22 protein-coding genes are annotated in these 22,398 nt (G+C 72.0%); 18 read left to right on the top strand and 4 right to left on the bottom strand.

What is annotated here, in order from left to right; all coding sequences use genetic code 11:
- Positions 1 to 55: 55 nt before the first annotated feature.
- The 4 genes from FJQ56_RS14395 (at position 56) to FJQ56_RS14380 (ending at position 4,246) form a co-directional block, all read left to right on the top strand.
- Positions 56 to 493: a YraN family protein gene (locus FJQ56_RS14395; RefSeq protein ID WP_281284683.1), complete on the top strand. Its 438-nt coding sequence runs from the start codon at positions 56 to 58 to the stop codon at positions 491 to 493.
- Positions 493 to 2,100: a YifB family Mg chelatase-like AAA ATPase gene (locus FJQ56_RS14390; RefSeq protein ID WP_140010239.1), complete on the top strand. Its 1,608-nt coding sequence runs from the start codon at positions 493 to 495 to the stop codon at positions 2,098 to 2,100. The genes FJQ56_RS14395 and FJQ56_RS14390 overlap by 1 nt, the downstream gene beginning before the upstream one ends.
- On the top strand, positions 2,097 to 3,233 hold the full coding sequence (gene dprA / locus FJQ56_RS14385) for a DNA-processing protein DprA (protein ID WP_140010238.1): 1,137 nt from the start codon (positions 2,097 to 2,099) through the stop codon (positions 3,231 to 3,233). Before FJQ56_RS14390 ends, dprA begins: the two co-directional genes overlap by 4 nt.
- Positions 3,234 to 3,307: 74 nt before the next feature.
- Positions 3,308 to 4,246: a tyrosine recombinase XerC gene (locus tag FJQ56_RS14380; RefSeq protein ID WP_140010237.1), complete on the top strand. Its 939-nt coding sequence runs from the start codon at positions 3,308 to 3,310 to the stop codon at positions 4,244 to 4,246.
- Between the two features lie 19 nt (positions 4,247 to 4,265).
- On the opposite strand, the gene FJQ56_RS14375 is transcribed toward FJQ56_RS14380, so the two are convergent.
- Positions 4,266 to 4,925 carry a murein hydrolase activator EnvC family protein gene (locus FJQ56_RS14375; protein ID WP_140010236.1) on the bottom strand — a complete coding sequence of 220 codons (660 nt, stop codon included), beginning with the start codon at positions 4,923 to 4,925 and terminating at the stop codon, positions 4,266 to 4,268.
- A 416-nt stretch (positions 4,926 to 5,341) separates the two neighbouring features.
- Between FJQ56_RS14375 and rpsB the strand changes: the two genes are divergently transcribed.
- The 8 genes from rpsB (at position 5,342) to FJQ56_RS14335 (ending at position 10,848) form a co-directional block, all read left to right on the top strand.
- Positions 5,342 to 6,334: a 30S ribosomal protein S2 gene (gene rpsB / locus FJQ56_RS14370; RefSeq protein ID WP_140010235.1), complete on the top strand. Its 993-nt coding sequence runs from the start codon at positions 5,342 to 5,344 to the stop codon at positions 6,332 to 6,334.
- A 30-nt stretch (positions 6,335 to 6,364) separates the two neighbouring features.
- Positions 6,365 to 7,177, top strand: a complete 813-nt coding sequence (gene tsf, locus FJQ56_RS14365; RefSeq protein ID WP_140010234.1) for a translation elongation factor Ts — start codon at positions 6,365 to 6,367, stop codon at positions 7,175 to 7,177.
- Positions 7,178 to 7,353: 176 nt separating this feature from the next.
- The gene (pyrH, locus tag FJQ56_RS14360) at positions 7,354 to 8,067 is read left to right on the top strand and encodes a UMP kinase (protein WP_140010233.1); all 714 of its coding nucleotides are present in this window, start codon (positions 7,354 to 7,356) and stop codon (positions 8,065 to 8,067) included.
- A 79-nt stretch (positions 8,068 to 8,146) separates the two neighbouring features.
- A complete protein-coding gene (frr, locus tag FJQ56_RS14355; protein ID WP_140010463.1) occupies positions 8,147 to 8,701 on the top strand; it encodes a ribosome recycling factor in 555 nt (184 codons plus the stop codon).
- Between the two features lie 21 nt (positions 8,702 to 8,722).
- On the top strand, positions 8,723 to 9,601 hold the full coding sequence (locus FJQ56_RS14350) for a phosphatidate cytidylyltransferase (RefSeq protein ID WP_140010232.1): 879 nt from the start codon (positions 8,723 to 8,725) through the stop codon (positions 9,599 to 9,601).
- Positions 9,601 to 9,936, top strand: coding sequence for a hypothetical protein (locus tag FJQ56_RS14345; protein WP_140010231.1), 336 nt, complete (start codon positions 9,601 to 9,603; stop codon positions 9,934 to 9,936). Before FJQ56_RS14350 ends, FJQ56_RS14345 begins: the two co-directional genes overlap by 1 nt.
- A complete protein-coding gene (locus FJQ56_RS14340) occupies positions 9,933 to 10,445 on the top strand; it encodes a histidine phosphatase family protein (protein ID WP_140010230.1) in 513 nt (170 codons plus the stop codon). Before FJQ56_RS14345 ends, FJQ56_RS14340 begins: the two co-directional genes overlap by 4 nt.
- 31 nt (positions 10,446 to 10,476) lie before the next feature.
- Positions 10,477 to 10,848, top strand: coding sequence for a hypothetical protein (locus tag FJQ56_RS14335; RefSeq protein WP_140010229.1), 372 nt, complete (start codon positions 10,477 to 10,479; stop codon positions 10,846 to 10,848).
- 44 nt (positions 10,849 to 10,892) lie between these two features.
- On the opposite strand, the gene glpK (FJQ56_RS14330) is transcribed toward FJQ56_RS14335, so the two are convergent.
- Positions 10,893 to 12,425 carry a glycerol kinase GlpK gene (gene glpK / locus FJQ56_RS14330; protein WP_281284681.1) on the bottom strand — a complete coding sequence of 511 codons (1,533 nt, stop codon included), beginning with the start codon at positions 12,423 to 12,425 and terminating at the stop codon, positions 10,893 to 10,895.
- Positions 12,422 to 13,180, bottom strand: coding sequence for an IclR family transcriptional regulator (locus FJQ56_RS14325; RefSeq protein WP_170215414.1), 759 nt, complete (start codon positions 13,178 to 13,180; stop codon positions 12,422 to 12,424). Before FJQ56_RS14325 ends, glpK (FJQ56_RS14330) begins: the two co-directional genes overlap by 4 nt.
- Positions 13,181 to 13,313: 133 nt before the next feature.
- Between FJQ56_RS14325 and FJQ56_RS14320 the strand changes: the two genes are divergently transcribed.
- The 5 genes from FJQ56_RS14320 (at position 13,314) to FJQ56_RS14300 (ending at position 19,748) form a co-directional block, all read left to right on the top strand.
- On the top strand, positions 13,314 to 14,141 hold the full coding sequence (locus FJQ56_RS14320) for an MIP/aquaporin family protein (protein WP_246084163.1): 828 nt from the start codon (positions 13,314 to 13,316) through the stop codon (positions 14,139 to 14,141).
- Between the two features lie 57 nt (positions 14,142 to 14,198).
- The gene (gene glpK / locus FJQ56_RS14315) at positions 14,199 to 15,716 is read left to right on the top strand and encodes a glycerol kinase GlpK (protein ID WP_140010226.1); all 1,518 of its coding nucleotides are present in this window, start codon (positions 14,199 to 14,201) and stop codon (positions 15,714 to 15,716) included.
- 70 nt (positions 15,717 to 15,786) lie between these two features.
- A complete protein-coding gene (locus FJQ56_RS14310) occupies positions 15,787 to 17,505 on the top strand; it encodes a glycerol-3-phosphate dehydrogenase/oxidase (RefSeq protein ID WP_140010225.1) in 1,719 nt (572 codons plus the stop codon).
- A gap of 36 nt (positions 17,506 to 17,541) precedes the next feature.
- Positions 17,542 to 18,681, top strand: a complete 1,140-nt coding sequence (gene rlmN / locus FJQ56_RS14305) for a dual-specificity RNA methyltransferase RlmN (RefSeq protein ID WP_140010224.1) — start codon at positions 17,542 to 17,544, stop codon at positions 18,679 to 18,681.
- A 74-nt stretch (positions 18,682 to 18,755) separates the two neighbouring features.
- On the top strand, positions 18,756 to 19,748 hold the full coding sequence (locus tag FJQ56_RS14300; RefSeq protein ID WP_140010223.1) for a hypothetical protein: 993 nt from the start codon (positions 18,756 to 18,758) through the stop codon (positions 19,746 to 19,748).
- Positions 19,749 to 19,970: 222 nt separating this feature from the next.
- On the opposite strand, the gene FJQ56_RS14295 is transcribed toward FJQ56_RS14300, so the two are convergent.
- Positions 19,971 to 20,645 carry a hypothetical protein gene (locus tag FJQ56_RS14295; RefSeq protein WP_140010222.1) on the bottom strand — a complete coding sequence of 225 codons (675 nt, stop codon included), beginning with the start codon at positions 20,643 to 20,645 and terminating at the stop codon, positions 19,971 to 19,973.
- Between the two features lie 451 nt (positions 20,646 to 21,096).
- Between FJQ56_RS14295 and FJQ56_RS14290 the strand changes: the two genes are divergently transcribed.
- Positions 21,097 to 22,338, top strand: coding sequence for an HNH endonuclease signature motif containing protein (locus FJQ56_RS14290; protein WP_140010221.1), 1,242 nt, complete (start codon positions 21,097 to 21,099; stop codon positions 22,336 to 22,338).
- The last annotated feature ends 60 nt before the right edge of the window (positions 22,339 to 22,398 follow it).

The following is a 22,398-nucleotide window of genomic DNA, read 5'->3' as shown; positions in this document are numbered from 1 at the left end:
CGGGCTGAGCGGACCGTGGTCTGCGGGGGAGACGCTGGCCGCAGGAGGTCAGCCGATGACACAGATGAGCACGCCGGTCAGTACGCCGGTCAGTACGCCGGTCAGCACGACGGGCACCACCGTCCCGGGCACGACGGCGCAGGCCAGGCAGGCTCTCGGGGCCTACGGCGAGGACGTGGCCGCGCGGCACCTGGTCGAGGCCGGTCTGGTGGTCCTGGACCGCAACTGGCGCTGCGACGAGGGTGAGATCGACCTGGTGCTGCGCGAGGGTGCGGTGCTGGTGGTGTGCGAGGTCAAGACCCGCACCAGCGTGCTCAGCGGCACGCCCCACGAGGCCGTCACCCCGGCCAAGCTCGAGCGGCTGCACCGGCTCGGCCAGCGCTGGGCGCGGGCCCGCGGCCTGAGCCCCGACGAGACCCGCGTCGACCTGGTGGCGGTGCTGCGCCCGCCGCGCGGTGCGGCGCTGGTCGAGCACGTGCGGGGACTGTGCTGATGCCGTTCGCGACCGCCCGCACCGTCTCCCTGCACGGTGCCCTGGGCCACCTCGTCGACGTCCAGGCCGACGTGTCGCCCGGCGGGTCCAACTTCGTGATCGTGGGTCGGCCCGACCAGTCCCTGCGGGAGGCCGGCGACCGCTGCCGGATGGCGATCGTCAACAGCGAGTTCACCTGGCCGGCCACCACCCGCCGGGTCACCGTCCTGCTGTCGCCGGCCGACCTGGTCAAGCGTGGACCCCACTTCGACCTGGCGGTCGCGGTGGCGATCCTCGCCGCCGACGGGGTCGTGCCCCTCAACGCCCTGGTCGACACGGCGTTCATCGGCGAGCTCACCCTCGACGGCGGCCTGCGATGCGTGCCCGGGGTCCTGCCGATGGTCCTGGCCGCCGCCGACCGCGGGGTGCGCCACGTCTTCGTGCCCGAGCCCGAGGCGCGCGAGGCGGCGATGGTGCCCGGCATGACCGTCTTCGGCGTGCGGTCCCTGTCCCAGGTGGTCGCCGAGCTGCAGGGTGAACCGGTGCCCGAGGCGCCACCCGTGGCGCCGATGAGCGGCTCCCGGCTGCTGTCGTGGCGCGGTGAGGAGCGCCTGGAGGAGGTCGACCTGGCCGACCTGCACGGCATGGCCGACGCCAAGTACGCCGCCGAGGTGGCCGCGGCCGGCGGCCACGCCCTGCTCCTGTCCGGCCCCAAGGGCGCCGGCAAGACGAGCCTGGCCGAGCGCATCCCGAGCCTGCTGCCCGACCTCGGGGCCGAGGAGTCGCTCGAGCTGACCGCCGTCCACTCCCTCGCCGGCGTGCTGGAGCCGGGCGACGGGCTGATCACCCGACCGCCGTTCTCCGCACCCCACCACGACGCCAGCAAGGCGAGCCTCATCGGCGGCGGCAACGGACAGGTGCGGCCCGGCGAGATCAGCCGAGCCCACGCGGGCGTGCTCTTCCTCGACGAGTTCCCGCTCTTCCGCACCGACATCATCGAGGCCCTGCGTCAGCCGCTCGAGAGCGGCGACGTCACCGTCGCGCGGGCCGAGGAGTCGGTGACCCTCCCGGCCCGGGGGATGCTGGTCCTGGCCTGCAACCCGTGCCCGTGCGGCGACTGGTCGGCCGACAACGGCCAGAACCGGTGTCGCTGCAAGGCCACCCAGCTGCGCGACTACCGCAACAAGCTCACCGGCCCGCTGGCCGACCGGGTCGACATCACACGCCTCGTCGGACCGCTGCGCAAGGACCAGCGAGATCCGTTCACGGCACCGGAGACCTCCGCCGAGGTGCGGGTCCGGGTCGCGGCCGCCCGGGCCCGGCAGCAGGCGCGCTACGCCGACTGCAGCTGGCGGCTCAACGCCCACGTGCCGAGCCCGTTGCTGCGCGACCGGTGGCCGCTGAGCGACGCCGGTCAGCGGATGCTCGACCGCGACCTCTACGACGGCCGGCTGAGCAGCCGCGGCGCCGTACGGGTGCAGCGCCTGGCCTGGACCCTGGCCGACCTCGCCTCGGTGGTCTCGGGCCGTGACGTCGTCCCGGGGGTCGCCCAGGTCGCGGTCGCGCTCCAGCTCCGCAAGGGCGAGCCCCTCGCCGTCGCCACGACCGCCCGCCGGGCCGCAGGATGAGTGCCCCGGAGGCCGAGCGCCTGGCGCGGGTGGCCCTCAGTCGTCTCGGCGAGCCCGGCGAGACCAGGATGACCGGGCTGGTGGCCGAGCTGGGCCCGGTCCGGCTGCGCGACCTCCTGCTGGCCGAGTGCGACCTGCAGGGCCTGCAGACCGACGTCGCGACCCGGTTGGCCGCCCTCGACCCGGCCCTCGAGCTCGACCGGGCTGAGCGGATGGGGCTGCGGTTCGTGGTCCCGGGCGATGCGGAGTGGCCGACGACGCTCGACGACCTCGCGGGGGCGGGCACGCTCCACGAGCGGGGCGGCGTACCCATCGGGCTGTGGGTCAAGGGCCCGTTCCGCCTCGACGGCCTCGCCGAGTCGCTGGCCGTGGTCGGCTCTCGCGCCGCCACGGCCTACGGCGACGAGGTGGCCAGCGAGATCGCGGCCGCGGCCGCCGAGGCCGGTCTCCTCGTGGTGTCGGGCGGCGCCTTCGGCATCGACCGGGCGGCCCACCGCGGCGCCGTCTCCACGGGAGCGCCGACGGTCTCCGTGGTTGCCTGCGGGGCCGACCGGGTCTACCCCGTCGCCCACGAGGCGATGTTCGCCCACATCGGCCGCACCGGCGCGATCGTCTCCGAGGCCCCTCCTGGCTGCGCACCCCACAAGATCCGCTTCCTGGCCCGCAACCGGCTGATCGCGGCGCTGACCCGCGGCACGGTGGTCGTCGAGGCGGCCCGGCGCAGCGGCGCCCTCAACACGGCCAACTGGGCGGGTCGGCTCAACCGCCACGTGATGGGGGTGCCCGGGCCCGTCACGAGCGCGGCCTCCGAGGGCGTCCACGAGCAGCTGCGCAGCGGGGCCATGTCACTGGTGACCCGCGGTGCCGACGTCCTCGAGGTCGTGTCGCCCGCCGGCGCCCACCTCGTGGAGCCGCCCCGCGACGTCGTCACCGACCGTGACCGGCTGACCCTGCGTCAGCGTCAGGTGCTCGACGCCGTGCCCGCGGTCAGCGCCGCCGGGTCCGACTCCATCGCCCGCACGGCCGGGCTCGGTCTGCGCGAGGTCCGGGGCGCGTTGGGTGCCCTCGAGGTGGCGGGGTTCGTCACCGGTGACCTCGACGGCTGGCGGCTCACCGAGCTGGCCCGGGCCTGACCCGACGGCTCGACCGGGCTGACTCACCGGGCGAGGTCACGGGTCCGCCGTACCCGCGCTCCTACGATCAGGGGATGACCGACGAGCCCGAGCAGGACCTGCTGCCCGAGGCCATGATGCGGGTCCTGGCCGACTACGAGCGGCACCTGACCTCCGAGCGCGACCTCACGCCCCACACCGTGCGCGCTTACCTCGGCGACGTCGCCGGCATCCTCGAGCACGCCCGCCGCAGGGGCCTGGACGACGTCACCCAGCTCGACCTCCGCACCCTGCGCAGCTGGCTGGCCCAGCAGCAGACCCTCGGCCGCTCCCGTACGACGATCGCGCGCCGCGCCACCGCAGCCCGGGTGTTCACCGCCTGGCTGGCGCGCACCGGTCGGGCGTCGACCGACGTCGGGTCCAGCCTCGGGTCGCCCAAGGCCCACCGCACCCTGCCGTCGGTGCTGCGTGCCGACGAGGCCTCCGACCTGATCGCGGCCGCGGTCGCGGCGGCCGACGACGGCAGCCCGGTGGGGGTGCGCGACATCGCCATGCTCGAGCTCCTCTACGCGACCGGGATCCGGGTCGGCGAGCTCGTGGGCCTCGACGTCGACGACGTCGACCGTGACCGCAACGTGGTGCGGGTGCTCGGCAAGGGGCGCAAGGAGCGCGCCGTGCCGTTCGGCCGCCCGGCCGCTCGGGCCCTGGACTTCTGGGTGCGCCAGGCCCGGCCACTGCTGGTGGCCGACGGGGCGGGCGGTGCGCTGTTCGTCGGCGCCCGGGGTCGCCGGATCGACCAGCGCGCGGTCCGGACCCTGGTGCACCGGCGGATCGCCGAGGTGCCCGGCGCCCCCGACATCGGCCCGCACGGCCTGCGCCACAGCGCCGCCACCCACCTGCTCGAGGGGGGCGCCGACCTCCGGTCGGTGCAGGAGCTGCTCGGTCACGCCTCGCTGGCCACGACGCAGCGCTACACGCACGTCACCACCGACCGACTGCGCCGCGCCTACCAGCAGGCGCACCCACGCGCCTGAGCCCCGTCGTCGCCGGCGCTCAGCCGAACAGGTCGAGCAGGCGTCGCCACGGCTCCGCTGGATCCGGGGGAGTGGGTGCCCGGGCCGCCGGAGGTCCGGCGCCGGAGGGTCGGTCGCGCCACAGCGGCAGGAGACGCACCGGTCCGGAGCCGACGAGACGCAGCGGGTCGAGGTAGGTGTCGGCTCCCTCGATCCAGCCCCAGTGCAGGCAGGCGCGAGGGAAGCAGTGCGACCCGGGGAGCTGCAGGGTGCCGATCGGGGCGCCGGAGGCCACGGTGTCGCCCACGGAGACCGTCGCGCGCACCGGCTGGTAGGTGGTGCGGGTCGTGCCGTGGTCGACGACCACCACGCCACGACCGGCCAGCGGGCCGGCGTACGACACCCGGCCGGGCAGTGCGCTGCGCACCGGCTGGCCGGGGGAGCCGCCGAGGTCGACGCCACGGTGCCCGCTCCCGTAGGGCGAGTCGGGCGGGTCGAACCCGGCCACGACCTCGGGCTCGGGCGCCAGGGGCCACCCGCCGACCGGATCCGACCCCTGCGGACCGCCGGTCGCGCCGGACGCCACCGGCAGGCCCAGGAGGGCCGACAGCAGCGTGCCGAGCACGACCAGGACGACGACAGCGAGCCGCAGGGGCCGGGTCGGGGCGGCGGTGACGCCACCGCCGGGGGAGGGGGACATGGCTCGAGCATCGACCTCGCCGGGGACCCCGCGGCACCCTCGGCGTCGAGCCTGTGGAGGACGGCGCCGACCCACGGTCCTGTGGACGACTCCTGGTCAGGTCGGGGGACCCGGCGCGATTCGTGGGCGGACGCCCCGCTCCCGTAGGCTGGCGGGACCACTCCCCGGAGTGGAATTCGCATGCCCTCACACCACGGTCCGCCGTGGGCGTCGGTCCTCAGTCCCGCCCGGTCACCACGACCTGGCCGGTCGGACCACGCGGGGGCATCAGGGCCAAGGGCACCCGCCTGCGGCGTCGAACTGAAAACAAGTCCCGGACCCACCTCCGGTGCGCCCTGCCCACGCGACGCGATGCTACGCACGCGGTCGAAGGGCGCACGCACGGCGGCGGGTCCGACACCGGAAAGAAGATCACCATGGCAGTCGTGACCATGCGCCAGCTCCTCGAGAGCGGCGTCCACTTCGGGCACCAGACCCGTCGCTGGAACCCCAAGATGAAGCGCTTCATCATGACCGAGCGCAACGGCATCTACATCATCGACCTGCAGCAGTCGCTGGCCTACATCGACCGCTCCTACGCGTTCATCAAGGAGACCGTCGCCAAGGGCGGCACCGTGATGTTCGTCGGCACCAAGAAGCAGGCGCAGGAGGCGATCGCCGAGCAGGCGACCCGCGTGGGCATGCCCTACGTCAACCAGCGCTGGCTCGGTGGCATGCTCACCAACTTCCAGACCGTGCACCAGCGGATCAACCGCCTCAAGGAGCTCGACGAGGTCGACTTCGACGACGTCGCCGGCAGCAGCCGCACCAAGAAGGAGCTGCTGCAGATGCGTCGCGAGCGCGACAAGCTCAACAAGTCGCTCGGCGGCATCCGCGAGATGACCCGCACCCCCTCCGCGGTGTGGATCGTCGACACCAACAAGGAGCACCTCGCCGTCGAGGAGGCTCGCAAGCTCAAGATCCCGATCATCGGCATCCTCGACTCCAACTGCGACCCCGACCTGGTCGACTTCCCGATCCCGGGCAACGACGACGCCATCCGCGCCGTCGGTCTGCTGACCCGCGTGATCGCGGACGCCGTCGCCGAGGGCCTCATCGCCCGCTCCGGCGCCAAGTCCGGCGAGGGCGCGGCCACCGCCGTGCAGGAGCCCCTGGCCGAGTGGGAGCGCGAGCTCCTGGCTGGCGACGCCACCAAGGCTGCCGAGACCGCCACCTCCGCCGAGCCCGAGGCCGCTGCCTCCGAGGCGACCGGTGCGTCGTCCGAGGGTGCCGAGGCCGCTGCGGTCGCGACCGAGTCGACCGACGCTCCCGAGGTCACCGAGGCCCCCGCCGAGTCGGCCGTCCCGGCCGACGAGCCGGCCGCCCCCGCCGAGGCCGAGGCCCCGGTCGAGGCGACCACCGAGTCCTGATCACCCTTCCACCCGTACGAAGGAGTACGCATGGCGAACATCACCGCCGCTGACGTCAAGAAGCTCCGCGAGCAGAGCGGCGCGGGCATGATGGACTGCAAGAAGGCCCTCACCGAGGCCGAGGGCGACTTCGACAAGGCCGTCGAGATCCTGCGGATCAAGGGCGGCAAGAAGATGGCCGAGCGCGCCGCCGAGCGCGAGGCGTCGGCCGGTCTGGTCGCCACCTCCGGTGGCGCCCTGGTCGAGCTCAACTGCGAGACCGACTTCGTCGCCAAGGGCGAGCCGTTCGTCGCGGCCGCCCAGCGGATCGCCGAGGCGGCCGACCAGGCCAAGGCCGCGGACACCGAGGCCCTCAAGGCCGTCGTCCTCGACGGCAAGACGGTCGGCGAGGTCGTCGACGACCTCGCCGTGTCGATCGGCGAGAAGATCGAGCTCGGTCGGGTCGCCTACTTCGAGGGCCCGACGGTCGTCTACATGCACAAGCGTGCCGCCGACCTGCCGCCCGCCGTGGGCGTCCTGGTCGAGTACGACGGCGATGCCGACGCGGCTCGCGCGGCGGCCATGCAGGCCGCGGCCATGCGCCCGCAGTACCTCACCCGCGACGAGGTCCCCGCCGACGTCGTCGCCAAGGAGCGTGAGATCGCCGAGGCGACCTCGCGTGAGGAGGGCAAGCCCGAGCAGGCGATCGCCAAGATCACCGAGGGTCGGCTCAACGGCTTCTTCAAGGACGTCGTCCTGCTGGAGCAGCCGTCGGTGACCGAGAACAAGAAGTCGGTCCAGGCCGTCCTCGACGACTCCGGCACCACCCTGAAGCGGTTCGCCCGCTTCGAGGTCGGCGCCTGACGCTCTCGCGCCGCACCACCTGATCCACCTGTCCAGCAGCGTCGCCCCCGGGCGGCGTTGCTGGCGTTTTCGACGTCGTACGCCGCGGGGCCCGACCGGCAGCACGACCGGCGGTGCGGGAGCGCGGCCCGGCCGGTAGCCTCGCTCCCGACCTGATCCGCGGACGGAAGGACCCGATGACCGGCTACAAGCGAGTCCTGCTCAAGCTCTCGGGTGAGGTGTTCGGTGGCGGCAAGGTCGGGGTCGACCCCGATGTCGTCCAGGGCATTGCCCGGGAGATCGCCGCGGTCGCCCAGAGCGGCGTCCAGGTCGCGATCGTCACCGGCGGCGGCAACTTCTTCCGCGGCGCCGAGCTGCAGCAGCGGGGCATGGACCGGGTCCGAGCCGACTACATGGGCATGCTCGGCATCGTGATGAACTGCCTGGCGCTGCAGGACTTCCTCGAGAAGCTCGGCATCGACACCCGGGTCCAGACCGCGATCACGATGGGCCAGGTCGCCGAGCCCTACATCCCGCGTCGGGCGATCCGCCACATGGAGAAGGGCCGGGTCGTCATCTTCGGTGCCGGCATGGGCATGCCCTTCTTCTCCACCGACACCGTCGCGGTCCAGCGGGCGCTCGAGAGCCGTTGCGACGTGGTGCTGTTCGACAAGAATGGCGTCGACGGCATCTACACCGCCGACCCCAAGGTCGACCCCACGGCCACCCGGATCGAGCAGATCACCTTCGACGAGGCGATCGAGCGCGGCCTGCGGATCATGGACCAGACGGCCTTCACGCTGGCCCGCGAGAACAAGCTGCCCCTGATCGTCTTCGGCCTGGGCGAGCCCGGCAGCATCCTGCGCGCGGTCCAGGGTGAGAGGATCGGGACGCTCGTCACCGCCGACTGACCCCCGGGTCGTCCCCGCCAGCGCCGCGACCGGCCCCGAGCACCAGCAGCCAGCACCACCACCGGAAGGAACACCCGTGATCAAGGACATCCTCGACGAGGCCGACACCAAGATGGACAAGTCCGTCGAGGCGACACGTGAGGAGTTCGCCGCGATCCGGGCGGGCCGGGCGACGCCCGCGATGTTCAGCAAGATCGTCGTCAACTACTACGGGTCGCCGACGCCGCTGCAGCAGCTCGCGTCGTTCACCGCTCCCGAGGCCCGGATCATCATGATCCAGCCCTACGACATGAGCGCCATGAACGACGTCGAGCGCGCCATCCGCGACTCCGACCTCGGCGTCAACCCCGCCAACGACGGCCGGGTGCTGCGCTGCGTGTTCCCCGAGCTCACCGAGGAGCGTCGCAAGGACTACATCAAGCTGGCCCGCACCAAGGCCGAGGACGGCCGTGTGGCCGTGCGCAACCTGCGTCGTACCGCCAAGCAGAACCTCGAGAAGCTCGAGAAGGACGGCGAGGTCGGCAAGGACGACGTCACCGGCGCCGAGAAGCGGCTCGACGGCGTGACCAAGAAGCACACCGACGCGATCGACGAGATGCTGAAGAACAAGGAGTCCGAGCTGCTCGAGGTCTGAGACCTCGCCGCGCCACGCCACATGACGACGGAGTCAGGCCCCACAGCCCCGCCCCAGAAGGACCACGGGCGGGCCGGTCGCGACCTCCGAGCCGCCGTGTTGTCGGCGATCGTGCTGCTCGGCGCGATCGCCGCGTCGCTGGCCGTGTGGAAGCCGGCCTTCATGGCCATCGTCGTCATCGCGGTCGTGGTGGCGATCTGGGAGCTCCGCCAGGGCTTGCTGGCCCACGACGTCGACCTGCCCGAGCAGCCGCTCATGCTCGGCGGTGCGGTGATGGTCGTGGTCGCCTACCTCTGGGGCACCGACGCCCTGGTCACCGCCACGGCGGTCACGGCGCTCGTGGTCATGCTGTGGCTGCTCCACCGGGGCATCGACGGCTACGTCAAGACCGCGACGGCGTCGGTCTTCACGCTGGTCTACGTGCCGTTCCTGGGCTCGTTCGTCGCGCTCATGCTCGCCGAGGGCGGGCGCGACGGCGGCGGGCTCGACAACGACGGCGTCCAGGGCATCCTGGCGTTCATCCTGGTCACCATCTCCTCCGACATCGGCGGCTACATCGCCGGCGTGCTGTTCGGCAAGCACCCGATGGCACCGGTCATCTCGCCCAAGAAGTCCTGGGAGGGGTTCGTCGGCTCGCTGCTGGCCTGCGTCGGCGCCGGCTGGGTGCTCGTCGTCTTCCTGCTCGACGGCGACTGGTGGGTGGGCCTGTGCCTGGGCCTGATCACGGTCGTGATGGCCACTCTGGGCGACCTGTGCGAGTCGGTGATCAAGCGCGACCTCGGTCTGAAGGACATGAGCCAGGTCATCCCGGGCCACGGAGGCCTGATGGACCGGCTCGACTCGCTGCTCGCCACGATCGCGCCGATCTGGCTGCTGCTCCACTACCTCGTCTTCACCTGATGCCCGCCGAGCGTGCCGCCGACCGCGCCGGTCCCCGGGGCACGGTCGACCGCAGCGGGTTCGCGACCGGCCTGCCGATCGGGCCGCTGCTGGTCGTCGTCGCGTACGCCGCCCTGCGCGGCGCCGGGGTGGTCCTCGACGACTGGATGCTGGTGGCGCTGGTCGCCTGGCCGGTGCTGCCCGCCCTGCTCGCGGCGCTGGTCCTGGTCGCCCATCGTCGCTGGTGGCTGTCCCTCGCGATCGGCTGCCTCGTCGGGACCGCGGTCACGGTGGCCGCCGTCGTCGGCCTCGTCGCGGGCCTCGCCTACCTGCTGTCCGAGCCGGCCGGGCGATGACGACCCTCCACCTGGTCCGGCACGGCCGTCCGCTCCTCGAGCGGGGCCGACCAGCCGCGACCTGGTCGCTCGACCCCGCGGGCTTCGACGACGTGTGGGCGCTGCGCGAGCGGCTCCCGCAGCACGCCGCGTGGTACACCTCGCCCGAGCCGAAGGCGGTCGAGACGGCCCAGCTGCTCACCGACGCCCCGGTCGGCATCGTCGAGGGCCTGCGCGAGCAGGAGCGGGGGAGCGCCTGGGTCGACGACCTCCCCGACGCGGTGCGCCGGGCGTTCGCCCACCCACGGGAGCCGGCCGCGCCGGGCTGGGAGCCGATGGACACCTGTCGCGAGCGGGTGGTCGGCGCCGTCGGTCCGGTCCTGGCCGCGCACCCCCGGGAGGACGTCGTGCTCGTCGGCCACGGCACCGCCTGGACCGCCCTGGTCGCCGCCCTCACCGGGGCCGAGCCCGACCTCGAGCGATGGGGGCGACTCGCCATGCCCGACGTCCTGCGGGTCGACGTGCCGTGAGCGTGCGGACCGCGGCCCTACGATCGCCCTGATGAGCACCGACGAGACCGTCCACGCGACCGACGCCGAGGCCGACGCTGGCGACCGGCCGCGCACCCGGCACCGCGACCACCCGGTGTTCACGCCGCTCGCGGGCTTCTTCACCGGCGTGCTGCTCGTCGTCGTCCTCGGTGGCCTGCTCGGAGCAATCCTCGACCTGGTGCTGGGCTACGACGTCGGCGAGCACCCGTGGATCCTGCTCGTCGCCGTCGGGGTGCTGCTCGTGGTCACCCTCGGGCTCGTCGCGGTGCCCCGCACCCGCCGGTTCGCCCGCTACATGCTGTTCGGGGTGCTCACCACCCCGGCCGTCATCGCCGTGGTCGCGTCGCTGACGTTCTGGCTGCTGCTCAAGAACGACGGCTGACCGGGCCGGCCGGCATCGGTCGGCAGCCGGCCAGCAGGGGGGGCTCACCCGGGGTCGCCGTCGACGACCCACCCGAGCGTCCGTTCGACGGCGCGGTCCCAGCCGCTGCGCTCGCGACGCCGCAGGGCCTCGCTCATCGTGGGCTCCCACCGCGCGGCGCGGTGCCAGTTGTCGCGCAGCCCCTCGAGGTCGGGCCAGAACCCGACGGCGAGGCCAGCGGCGTACGCCGCTCCCAGCGAGACCGACTCGGCGACCAGCGGCCGCTCGACCGGGATCGCGAGCACGTCGGCGACGTACTGCATCAACAGGTGGTTGGCCGTCATGCCGCCGTCGACCTTGAGGCCGGTGAACGGCAGACCGGTGTCGGCGACCATCGCCTCGACGACCTCGGCGGTCTGCCAGGCGGTGGCCTCGAGGACGGCGCGGGCCAGGTGGGACCGGGTGACGAACGAGGTCAGGCCCACCACGACACCGCGCGCGTCGGGCTGCCACCGGGGCGCGAACAGCCCGGCGAACGCCGGGACGATGTAGCACCCGCCGTTGTCCTCGACGCGCCGCGCGAGGGTCTCGATCTCGGGCGCGGAGTGGATCATCTCCAGCGAGTCGCGGAACCACTGCACGAGCGCGCCGGCGACGGCGATCGAGCCCTCGGACGCGTAGCGCGGCGGCTGGTCGTCGAGCGCGTAGGCGACGGTCGAGATGAGCCCGTGCTCCGAGGTCGTGATCCGGTCGCCGGTGTTCATCAGCAGGAACGCGCCGGTGCCGTAGGTGCACTTGGCCTCGCCCGCGGCGAAGCAGGTCTGGCCGAACAGGGCGGCCTGCTGGTCGCCGAACGCCCCGCCGATCGGTACGCCGGGCAGGCCGACCGCGCAGGTGCCGTAGACCTGGGCGTTGGGTCGGATCTCGGGCAGGACCTCGCGCGGGATGTCGAGTGCGTCGAGCAGGCGCTGGTCCCACTGGAGGGTCCGGATGTCCATCAGCATGGTCCGGCTGGCGTTGGTCACGTCGGTGACGTGCACCCCGCCGTCGGGACCGCCGGTGAGGTTCCAGATCAACCAGCTCTCGACCGTCCCGAACGCCACCTCGCCCAGGCGTGCGCGCCGCTGCAGGTCGGGGACGTGGTCGAGCAGCCAGCGCAGCCGGGGCGCGGCGAAGTAGCCGGCCGGGGCGAGGCCGCAGACCTCGCGGAACAGGGCCGCTGAGGGCCCGCGGTTGAGCTCCTCGACCATCGCCGAGGTGCGGGTGTCCTGCCAGGTGATGGCCGGGGCGACGGGGCGGCCGGTCGCGCGGTCCCACACGATGGTCGTCTCGCGCTGGTTGGCGATGCCGACGGCGGCCAGCTCGAAGGGTTGCAGACCGGCCTGGGCGAGGGCCTCGGGCAGCACCCGCAGGGTGTTGAGCCAGATCTCCGCGGCGTCCTGCTCGGCCCAGCCGGGCCGCGGGAACGAGGGGTGGTGCTCGTGCTGCGCGACGGCGATCATCCGGCCGCGCCGGTCGAAGATCATGCACCGGGTCGACGTGGTGCCCTGGTCGATCGCGGCGACGTGGGTCCGCGCGCCGGGGTGGAGCCGGGTCACAACCGCTCCTGGAGCCGGGCCGAGACCGCGGCGGCAGCGCCGACGACCTGCTCGACGAGGCCGGGCAGCGGCTCGCCGGAGCCGGTGAGCACGCGCTCGCGCGGGCCGAGGACCGCCAGGGCGCCCACCCCGAGACCGGCGTGGTGCCGGATCGGGGCGGCCAGGGACGCGATCCCCGGGCGGTGGGTGCCGTCGGCCAGGCTCCAGCCGCGCCGCGCGGTCTGCTGCACCGACCGGGTCAGCTCCAGGACGCTGGTGACGGTGGCCGAGGTGTACGACGTCAGCACCAGGTCCCGCGGTCGCGAGGCGGCCGGGGCGAAGGCCAGCAGCGCCAGGCCCAGGGCGGTGGCGTGCAGCGGCTGCCGCTCGCCGACCCGCAGTCGCTGGGGCGAGCCGTCGGGCCGGAAGACGTGGTGGAGCAGCTCGACGGTGCCTCCCGTGAGGATCCCGAGCTCGACCTCGAGGCCCGACAGGGCGACGAGGCCGTCGGCCCAGTTGGCCGCCCGCGAGCGCAGCAGGTGGGGGTCGAGCGTCTCGCCGAGCCGGGTCAGGCCGGTCCCGATCGCGTAGTGGCCGGTCTCGGGGTGCTGCACGACGAAGCCCACCCCGACGAGGGTGCGCACGATGCCGTGCGTCGTGGGCTTCGGCAGCCCCAGCGCGTGGGCGAGCTCGCCGAGGGCGACCGGCTCGGGGACCGCGCCGAGGAAGTGCAGCACGGCCGCGGCGCGCTCGATGGACTGGATGGTGCCGGGCACCGGATCAGCGTAGACGTTCGACGATGACGAACGCGCGTTCGAGACTGTCGAACGACCGCCCTGGGCACGGCGCCCGACCACGGTGCACGGTGTGACGGGCGCCACGGCGGCGCCGGACTGGGAGGAGTCACCCGTGAAGAAACCCCGTAACCCCCTGGTCGGCGAACTCTGCGCCGAGTTCGCCGGCACGATGATCCTGATCCTCTTCGGCACCGCGGTCGTGGCCCAGGTCGCCACGAGCAGCGACGGGTCGCTCGGCGACCACGACTCGATCGCCTGGGCCTGGGGCATCGGGGTGACCCTGGGTGTCTACGTCAGTGCCCGACTCTCCGGCGGCCACCTCAACCCGGCCGTGACGATCGCCCTGGCAGCCTTCAAGGGCTTCTCCTGGGCCAAGGTCGCGCCCTACATCCTGGCCCAGACCCTCGGTGCCTTCGTGGCCGCGCTCATCGTGCGTGCCAGCTACGCCGAGCTGATCGGCACCGTCGACCCCGGACACACCATCAAGACCCAGGGCATCTTCTCCACCCTGCCCGGCAACGGGATCGACGGCTTCAGCATCTCGACGGCCTTCCTCGACCAGGTGGTCGGCACCGCGATCCTGGTCTTCGTCGTCTTCGCCCTCACCACGGCCTGGAACAACCCGCCGCTGGCCAACCTGGGCCCGGTCATCGTCGGGCTGCTCGTCGTCGCGCTCGGCATGGCGTGGGGGGCCAACGCGGGCTACGCGATCAACCCGGCGCGTGACCTCGGCCCGCGGCTGGCCTCGCTCATCACGGGATACGGCGACGCCCTCTCCGACCAGAACGGCGATCTCTACTTCTGGCTGCCGATCGTGGCTCCGATCATCGGTGGGCTGATCGGCGGTGCGCTGTTCAAGGTGCTCGTCGAGATCCACCTGACCGACGACACCGCCCAGGACGAGGAGGCGGTGAGCGAGCCCACCAACGCTCGCGGCTGATCCCTGCCGGCACCAGTCACACCCACACCCGCACGCACGCACACGAAGGAGTCATCGATGGCCGAGTACGTCGGAGCAGTCGACCAGGGCACCACCAGCACCCGCTTCATGATCTTCGACCACGGGGGCAACGAGGTCGCGCGCCACCAGCTGGAGCACGAGCAGATCCTGCCGCAGGCCGGCTGGGTGGAGCACGACCCGGTGGAGATCTGGGAGCGCACCAGCTCGGTGATCCAGTCGGGGCTCAGCAAGGCCAAGCTCAAGGCCAGCGACCTCGTGGCCCTCGGCATCACCAACCAGCGTGAGACCACGGTGGTGTGGGACAAGAACACCGGCCAGCCCTACTACAACGCGATCGTGTGGCAGGACACCCGCACCGACCGCATCGCCAGCAAGCTCGAGCGTGACGGCCACGGCGACCTCATCCGGCGCAAGGCCGGGCTGCCCCCGGCGACGTACTTCTCCGGCGGCAAGATCCAGTGGATCCTCGAGAACGTCGACGGCGTGCGCGAGGCGGCCGAGGCCGGCGACGCCATCTTCGGCAACACCGACTCGTGGCTGATCTGGAACCTCACCGGCGGCACCGACGGCGGCGTCCACGTCACCGAGCCGACCAACGCCAGCCGCACCATGCTGATGGACCTCGAGACCCTCGAGTGGGACGACGAGCTGCTCGCGCTCTTCGACATCCCGCGCGCGATGCTGCCCGAGATCCGGTCCTCCAGCGAGCCCGAGGGCTACGGCACCACCCGCGCCAACGGTCCGCTGCGCGGCGAGGTCAAGCTGACCGGCATCCTCGGCGACCAGCAGGCCGCCACGGTCGGCCAGGTGTGCTTCGCGCCGGGCGAGGCCAAGAACACCTACGGCACGGGCAACTTCATGCTGCTCAACACCGGCACCGAGCTGGTCCGCTCGGAGTCCGGTCTGCTGACCACGGTCTGCTACAAGTTCGGTGACGACGCTCCCGTCTACGCCCTGGAGGGCTCCATCGCCGTCACCGGCTCAGCCGTGCAGTGGCTGCGCGACCAGCTCGGCATCATCAGCGGGGCCGCGCAGAGCGAGTCCCTGGCGCGCCAGGTCGACGACAACGGCGGCGTCTACTTCGTGCCGGCGTTCTCCGGGCTCTTCGCGCCCTACTGGCGCTCCGACGCGCGCGGAGCGATCGTCGGGCTGTCGCGGTTCAACACCAACGCCCACCTGGCGCGCGCCACCCTGGAGTCGATCTGCTACCAGAGCCGCGACGTGGCCGAGGCCATGGAGAAGGACTCGGGGGTGACCCTCGAGGTGCTCAAGGTCGACGGCGGCGTGACCGCCAACGAGCTGTGCATGCAGATCCAGGCCGACGTGCTCGGCGTCGAGGTGAGCCGGCCCGTGGTGGCCGAGACCACCGCGCTCGGGGCGGCGTACGCCGCGGGCCTGGCCGTCGGCTTCTGGAACAACACCGACGAGCTGCGCGAGAACTGGAACGAGGCGAAGCGATGGTCGCCACAGTGGGATGACGAGCAGCGCGAAGCTGGTTACACCCAGTGGAAGAAGGCGGTGACCCGCACGCTCGACTGGGTCGACGTCGACTGAGCGGCCGAGCCCCGGTCGCACCATCCCACGCACGCCACCCGCACCACGAAGCACGAGAGGTTGTCCTGACATGAGGTCCGTCGCCCTGTCGCCCGAGTTCCGCGAGGAGTCCCTCCAGGCCATGGCGGCCGAGGAGCTCGACATCCTGGTGATCGGGGGTGGGGTCGTCGGCGCGGGCAGCGCGCTCGACGCCGCGACCCGCGGTCTCAAGGTCGGGCTGGTCGAGGCGCGCGACTTCGCGTCCGGCACCTCGAGCCGCTCCAGCAAGCTGGTCCACGGAGGCCTGCGCTACCTGGAGATGCTCGACTTCCGGCTGGTGGCCGAGGCACTCAAGGAGCGGGGCCTGCTGCTGCAGGAGCTGGCCCCGCACCTGGTGCACCCGGTGGCCTTCCTCTACCCGCTCAAGCACCGCGGCTGGGAGCGCTTCTACGCCGGTTCGGGCGTCGCCCTCTACGACGCGATGTCGCGGGTCTCGGGCCGCGCGGGGGTGCCGCTCCACCAGCACCTGACCCGCCGTGGTGCCCGCAAGCTGGTGCCGTCGCTGCGCAAGGACGCGCTGGTCGGGGCGCTGAAGTACTACGACGCCCAGGTCGACGACGCGCGCCACACCATGTTCCTGTCCCGTACGGCGGCCGCCTACGGCGCCAGGATCGCCTCGCGGGCCCGGGTCGTCGAGCTGCTACGCGAGGGCGAGCGCGTGACCGGCGCGGTCGTGCGCGACCTCGACAACGACACCACGGTGACGATTCGCGCCAAGCAGATCATCAACGCCACCGGGGTGTGGACCGACGAGACCCAGGACCTCGGCGGGCAGCGCGGCCTCTTCCACGTGAGGGCCAGCAAGGGCGTCCACCTGGTCGTCCCGAAGGACCGGATCCGCTCCGAGGTGGGCCTGATCCTGCGCACCGAGAAGTCGGTGCTCTTCGTCATCCCGTGGGGCCGACACTGGATCATCGGCACCACCGACACCGAGTGGACCCTCGACAAGGCCCACCCCGCCGCCAGCCAGGCCGACATCGACTACATCCTCGACCACGTCAACGCGGTGCTCGACACCCCGCTCACCCGCGCCGACGTCGAGGGCGTCTACGCCGGGCTGCGGCCGCTGCTCGAGGGCGAGTCGGAGGCCACGTCCAAGCTGTCGCGCGAGCACGCGGTCTCCCACCCCGCGCCTGGCCTGGTGGTCGTCGCCGGCGGCAAGTACACGACCTACCGGGTGATGGCCGAGGACGCCGTCGACGAGGCGGTCTTCGGCATGTCCTCGGTCTTCGACCGCAAGGTCGGACCGTCGGTGACGGCCAAGGTGCCGCTCCTGGGCGCCGAGGGCTACGACGCCCTGGTCAACTCCCGCCACGTGCTGGCGGAGTCCTCGGGCCTGCACGAGGTGTGGATCGACCACCTGCTCGGCCGCTACGGCTCGCTGGTCCACGAGCTGCTCGACCTGGTCGCGGCCGACCCGACGCTGGGGGAGCCGCTGGCCGGCACCGCCGACTACCTGCGCGTCGAGGTCGTCTACGCCGCCAGCCACGAGGGCGCACGCCACCTCGACGACGTGCTCACCCGTCGTACCCGCATCTCGATCGAGACCTTCGACCGAGGCGTCGGCGCCGCTGAGGAGAGCGCTGCTCTCATGGCGTCCGTCCTCGGGTGGAGCGACGAGCAGCGCGCGCTGGAGGTCGACCACTACCTCAAGCGGGTGGAGGCCGAGCTCGAGAGCCAGCAGATGCCCGACGACGCCACCGCCGACGCCGCCCGCATGGGCGCTGCCGACGTGGTTCCGCTCAGTTAGGAACGCGTGCGGCCGGGTGGGAGAATCGGTGACGTCATGACCGAGACTCCCGCCCCGCCCGCCGGCACCACCGCCCTGCCGCTGGTCTTCGACGAGCCGCGCGGACGCCGCAAGCCGCCGTCCCACCTCGCCGACCTCGACTCCGCGGGACGCAAGGCCCTGCTCGAGGCCAACGGCCTGCCGGGGTTCCGGGCCAAGCAGCTCTCGACGCACTACTTCGGTCGGCTGGTCGACGACCCCGCCGAGATGACCGACCTGCCGGCCGCGCAGCGCGACGAGCTCGTCGCCACGCTCCTGCCGCGGCTGATGACGCCGCTGCGCACCTCGGAGGCCGACAAGGGCACGACCCGCAAGACGCTGTGGAGGCTCTTCGACGGTGCGCTCGTCGAGTCGGTGCTGATGCGCTACCCCGACCGGGCCACCATCTGTGTCTCCAGCCAGGCCGGCTGCGGCATGGCCTGCCCGTTCTGCGCGACCGGCCAGGGCGGCCTGCAGCGCAACATGTCGACCGCCGAGATCGTCGAGCAGGTCGTCGCCGGTGCCCGCTCCCTGGCCCGCGGCGAGGTCCCGGGCGGTCCCACCCGCATCTCCAACGTCGTCTTCATGGGCATGGGCGAGCCACTGGCCAACTACAAGGCCGTCATCGGCGCCGTACGCCGCATGGTCGACCCGAGCCCCGACGGGCTCGGCATGAGCGCGCGCGGCATCACCGTCTCGACCGTCGGGCTGGTTCCCCGCATGCGCCAGCTGGCCGACGAGGGCATCCCCGTCACCCTGGCCCTGAGCCTGCACGCACCCGACGACGAGCTGCGCAACGACCTGGTGCCGATCAACACCCGCTTCTCCGTCGCCGAGACCGTCGACGCGGCGTTCCACTACGCCGAGACGACCAAGCGACGCGTCAGCATCGAGTACGCCATGATGCGCGACATCAACGACCAGGCCTGGCGGGCCGACCTGCTCGCCGACGTGCTGATGCGCGGTGACTGGGGCTGGGTCCACGTCAACCTGATCCCGCTCAACGAGGTGCCCGGCTCCCGGTTCACGCGCTCGCGCGACGAGGACATGACCGAGTTCGTCCGCCGGCTCGAGGCCAAGGGCATCCCGACGACGATCCGCGACACACGCGGCAGCGAGATCGACGCCGCCTGCGGTCAGCTCGCCGCCGCCGAGTAGTTACGACTTTCGACACCCGGGTCACGACGTTCGGTCGATGTCCCCGGGCCGCGCGCCGGCCTAGCGTCGGTCCGGTGCGAACGACGAGGTGGGCGCCGGCGCTGGCGCTCGTGCTGCTGGCCCCCTGGTTCGCGGAGATGGCCTGGGGCGGCTTCCCGTTCACCGACATCCCGCTCGTCCTGCTGTTCCTGGCCCCGATGTACGGGTCGGCCGCGCTGCTGATCCGCGAGGTCGCCCGTCGGACCGGGCGCGGCTGGCCGACGATCCTGCTGCTCGGTGCCGCGTTCGGTGTCCTGCAGGCCGGCATCGTCGACCAGTCGTTGTTCAACCCGGCGTACGGCCGCTTCGACTTCCAGCACCCGGCGCACGTGGACGGCATCGACGTCAGCCTCTACTACCTGGTCGCCTTCGTCACCGGCCACGTGGTGGCCAGCATGGCCGCCCCGATCGTGGTCGCCGAGTGCTGGTCACGGCGGGCGGCCGAGCCGTGGCTGTCGCGGCGGGCCACCTGGGTCGTGGGCGTCGTCTACGTGCTGGCCTCGGTGCTCAACCACGTGGGGGTCAAGGACGAGGAGGGCCACGGGTTCCAGGCCCGGCCCGTGCAGACCCTCGCCGCCGCCGGTGTCGTCGTCGCGTTGGTGGTCGCCGGCGTGCTGTGGCGACGATGGCCGGTGACCACGACGAGGGTTCCCCCGCCCTGGGTGCTCGTGGCCGTCGGGTTCTTGGGCTACCTGCTCTACCTGCCCGGCGAGACCACGGCCGCGCTGGTGGTCGGCGTCCTCGTGATCGTGGGGGTCGCCACGGTCGTCGGCACCTGGTCGCGCAGCACACACTGGCGGCCGCGCCATGCCGTGGCCCTCGCGACGGGCTCGATCCTCGTCGGCCTGGTGATGCCGTTCTGGTCCGAGCCCTACGACACCTCGGTCACCGCCGACCGCGAGCTCGTGGACGACCTCGTGGCCGCCGCGGTCTGCCTGACGATCGTCCTGACCACGGCGTGGCGACTGCGCTCTCTTCGAGTTCGTCGCTCGCCGGCTGCGGGTCCGGAGCCGGTGCGTGCGACCTGAGGTCCGCGGCTCGTGCTGACGCGTAGTTCGAGCTGGGTGGATGGGGGTTGGGTCATGGAGGGCTCTGCTGATGGCGTCACGGGTCGCGCCGGCGGACACGAGCGCGTCGTCGTACGCATGTCCGCGTACGTGCTCGGCGAGCGGAGTTCGAGCGTGGCGCAAGTGCGCGACATCCGCGGCACCAGCGGGCGGAGCCGCAGCGCGGCATGGTCTGGGTGGCCTTCAGGCTTCGGCGGCATCTCGCAAGATCAGCCGAGGCAGGGGGCCATCCGACAGCGGATCCTGAGGGCTGGGCACGACCCCGTGCGGAAGGATCGGGGCGAGTGCGGTCCAGACCTTTTCGACGGCCTCGTCGGTGTAGTCGCAGAGCCTCTCGGTTGCTCGAAGCACTACGGCTCCCGATGCTGTCTCAGAGACCGTTGAGAACGCCCGCGATGAACCTAGCGAGGCGACTCCTCCCAGACTGCGGGCTTGGCTCGCCGTGATGACCGTAACCCACGAGTACCCGCGTAGGCGGCCAGACTCGAAGGCGCTGAACTCCAGCAGGCCGGGTGTCTCTTCCTCGAAGGCAGTGCCTCCTTGGGTGTCGTGCACGTCGTTGGCGACGTGCCCGTAGAGCACTGGGACGTTGAGTTCGGCCAGGAACGTTGATGCGAAGTCGGCCCAGCGGTTTGCTGTCTCGTCAGGGATCTCGGCGTCGGGCTTCTTGAGCGGGTGGTGGGCGATCAGCCTCAATAGGTCCGGTGGCTCTTCTCCGGACGGATCTTCCAGGTGTGCGAAGAAGTTGAAGCAGTCGCCGGCGTTGGGGGTCCCGAAGTCGCCGAGTCGCGAGAACCTCAGTTCGGCCCGCTCCGGGATCTCGGTGCCGAGACGCTTCAGGAATTTGTCGTAAGTCACCTGGGAGAAGGCGTAGAGGCTGGGGCCTCGCGTTCGTGGGCGCGAGTACGGGGCGATGATGACCGATCCCCAGGGTGTCCCACGTTCGCCCAACCGGCCTTGATGCCGCGAGAGCGACTTCGTAGTGCTCACTGTCGCAAGGGTGTCCCGCACCTGAGGAGCCGCAAGGGCAGCAGGTCCGTCAGTCATCCATCGTCGAGCGATCTCGGCGTAGGTCGACAGTTCTGGGACGGCGATGTCCACTTCGATGTGGATGGCATCCGGGCGAGTCGGAGACGGCAAACCTGGCATCTGCACAGTCTTTCAGCCGATCGGCACTCTCGGCGCGACTTCGAGACCTGGGGTATCAGAACACAATCTGCGGGCCCGATCATCGGCGTCACCGGGTGCAGCCGACCGCGCCGAACCTCATCGCTCAAGACTGTCGGTGGCCGCTGATAAATTCGAAAATATGAAGAACAGGCACGCCGAGACCGCGGCAAGCAGCGACCCGCTGCTCGCCTCGGTGTGCGCCCAGAGTGAGGCCGAGTCCCGCGTCCAGGTGGCCAAGCTGACGGCCGTGCTCGACTGGGCCGCCGCCCACGTCGCCGGCGACGAGGAAGCGGCCGCGCTGTTGGACCCGATGGTCGAGCCGGCGCTGCACCTCGGCGGGTCCGGGTGCCCGGTCATCGGGGAGTTCTCGGCACTCGATCTCGCGCTGTCGTTGGGCGGGTCGTCCGACGCGGGGTTGGCCTACCTCGGCAAGGCCCTCGAGCTGCGCCACCGACTCCCGCGCCTGTTCGCCCGGGTCGTGGCACTCGAGGTGTCGGTGTGGAAGGCGTTCCGGGTTGCCGAGCAGACCATCAGCCTTCCTCCTGGAGGGGCCGAGCACGTCGACCGGGTGATCGCCCCGTTCCTGCACTCCTGCTCCTGGGCCCAGGTCGACCGGGCCGTGGACGCTGCTCGTGCGCAGTTCGATCCCGAGGAGGCGGAGCGGCTCCGCCTCAGTGCTGCTGAGTTCCGTCACGCGACGCTCGACCTACGAGACGCCCGGACCGCTGGGACGATCGACATGCGCGCGACCCTCGACCTGTCCGATGCCCTCGACCTCGAGACCGCGTTGCGCGACGGCGCGCAGACGTTGGCCGACCTCGGATCGACCGAGACCCTGGACGTGCGACGCTCGCAGGCCCTGGGTGAGATGGCCCGCCTGCAACGGACCCTCGACCTGGACACCGGCGAGCTCACCAGCGGCACCGGACGAGGCGTCACCCTGTTCGTCCACCTCGACGGCAACGACCCCGACGACCCCGGTCTGGTCGACAACACCCAGTCCCCGGTCCTCGTCGAGCAGGTCCGGCAGTGGTGCGAGGCCGCCGGGACCACGGTCACGGTCAAGCCGGTCATCGACCTCAGGACCGACCCCAGCACGCCGGCCTACCGGCCCACCGAGGCGATCCGTGAGCACGTCATGCTGCGCGATCGGACCTGCGTCTTCCCCGGCTGCAACCGACGTCACGTCGACCTCGACCACATCGTTCCCTGGCAGGCCGGCGGACCCACCGCGGTCAGCAATCTCGCCATGCTCTGCCGGCGGCATCACCGCGCCAAGACCCACGGCAGGTGGCGATACCGGGTGATCGAGCCAGGCCGCTACGAGTGGACCAGCCCCACCAGCGCGACCTACCTCGTCGACCGGCGCCGACGAACCTGACCGCCCCGAGACCCCGCCGCCCATCCAAGGCAGCGGGGCCATCGGCACGCTCACCCAGCC

The sequence above is a fragment of the Nocardioides plantarum genome, assembly GCF_006346395.1.
Taxonomy (GTDB): Bacteria; Actinomycetota; Actinomycetes; order Propionibacteriales; family Nocardioidaceae; genus Nocardioides; species Nocardioides plantarum.
This window is presented reverse-complemented; position numbering and strand designations above follow the sequence as displayed.

What these genes read in the sequence shown, in the direction of transcription:
- FJQ56_RS14395 (WP_281284683.1), top strand. Translation starts at nt 56, where the DNA reads ATGACACAGATGAGCACGCCGGTCAGTACGCCGGTCAGTACGCCGGTC.
- FJQ56_RS14390 (WP_140010239.1), top strand. Translation starts at nt 493, where the DNA reads ATGCCGTTCGCGACCGCCCGCACCGTCTCCCTGCACGGTGCCCTGGGC.
- dprA (WP_140010238.1), top strand. Translation starts at nt 2,097, where the DNA reads ATGAGTGCCCCGGAGGCCGAGCGCCTGGCGCGGGTGGCCCTCAGTCGT.
- FJQ56_RS14380 (WP_140010237.1), top strand. Translation starts at nt 3,308, where the DNA reads ATGACCGACGAGCCCGAGCAGGACCTGCTGCCCGAGGCCATGATGCGG.
- FJQ56_RS14375 (WP_140010236.1), bottom strand. Translation starts at nt 4,925, where the DNA reads ATGTCCCCCTCCCCCGGCGGTGGCGTCACCGCCGCCCCGACCCGGCCC.
- rpsB (WP_140010235.1), top strand. Translation starts at nt 5,342, where the DNA reads ATGGCAGTCGTGACCATGCGCCAGCTCCTCGAGAGCGGCGTCCACTTC.
- tsf (WP_140010234.1), top strand. Translation starts at nt 6,365, where the DNA reads ATGGCGAACATCACCGCCGCTGACGTCAAGAAGCTCCGCGAGCAGAGC.
- pyrH (WP_140010233.1), top strand. Translation starts at nt 7,354, where the DNA reads ATGACCGGCTACAAGCGAGTCCTGCTCAAGCTCTCGGGTGAGGTGTTC.
- FJQ56_RS14350 (WP_140010232.1), top strand. Translation starts at nt 8,723, where the DNA reads ATGACGACGGAGTCAGGCCCCACAGCCCCGCCCCAGAAGGACCACGGG.
- FJQ56_RS14345 (WP_140010231.1), top strand. Translation starts at nt 9,601, where the DNA reads ATGCCCGCCGAGCGTGCCGCCGACCGCGCCGGTCCCCGGGGCACGGTC.
- FJQ56_RS14340 (WP_140010230.1), top strand. Translation starts at nt 9,933, where the DNA reads ATGACGACCCTCCACCTGGTCCGGCACGGCCGTCCGCTCCTCGAGCGG.
- FJQ56_RS14335 (WP_140010229.1), top strand. Translation starts at nt 10,477, where the DNA reads ATGAGCACCGACGAGACCGTCCACGCGACCGACGCCGAGGCCGACGCT.
- glpK (WP_140010226.1), top strand. Translation starts at nt 14,199, where the DNA reads ATGGCCGAGTACGTCGGAGCAGTCGACCAGGGCACCACCAGCACCCGC.
- FJQ56_RS14310 (WP_140010225.1), top strand. Translation starts at nt 15,787, where the DNA reads ATGAGGTCCGTCGCCCTGTCGCCCGAGTTCCGCGAGGAGTCCCTCCAG.
- rlmN (WP_140010224.1), top strand. Translation starts at nt 17,542, where the DNA reads ATGACCGAGACTCCCGCCCCGCCCGCCGGCACCACCGCCCTGCCGCTG.
- FJQ56_RS14290 (WP_140010221.1), top strand. Translation starts at nt 21,097, where the DNA reads ATGAAGAACAGGCACGCCGAGACCGCGGCAAGCAGCGACCCGCTGCTC.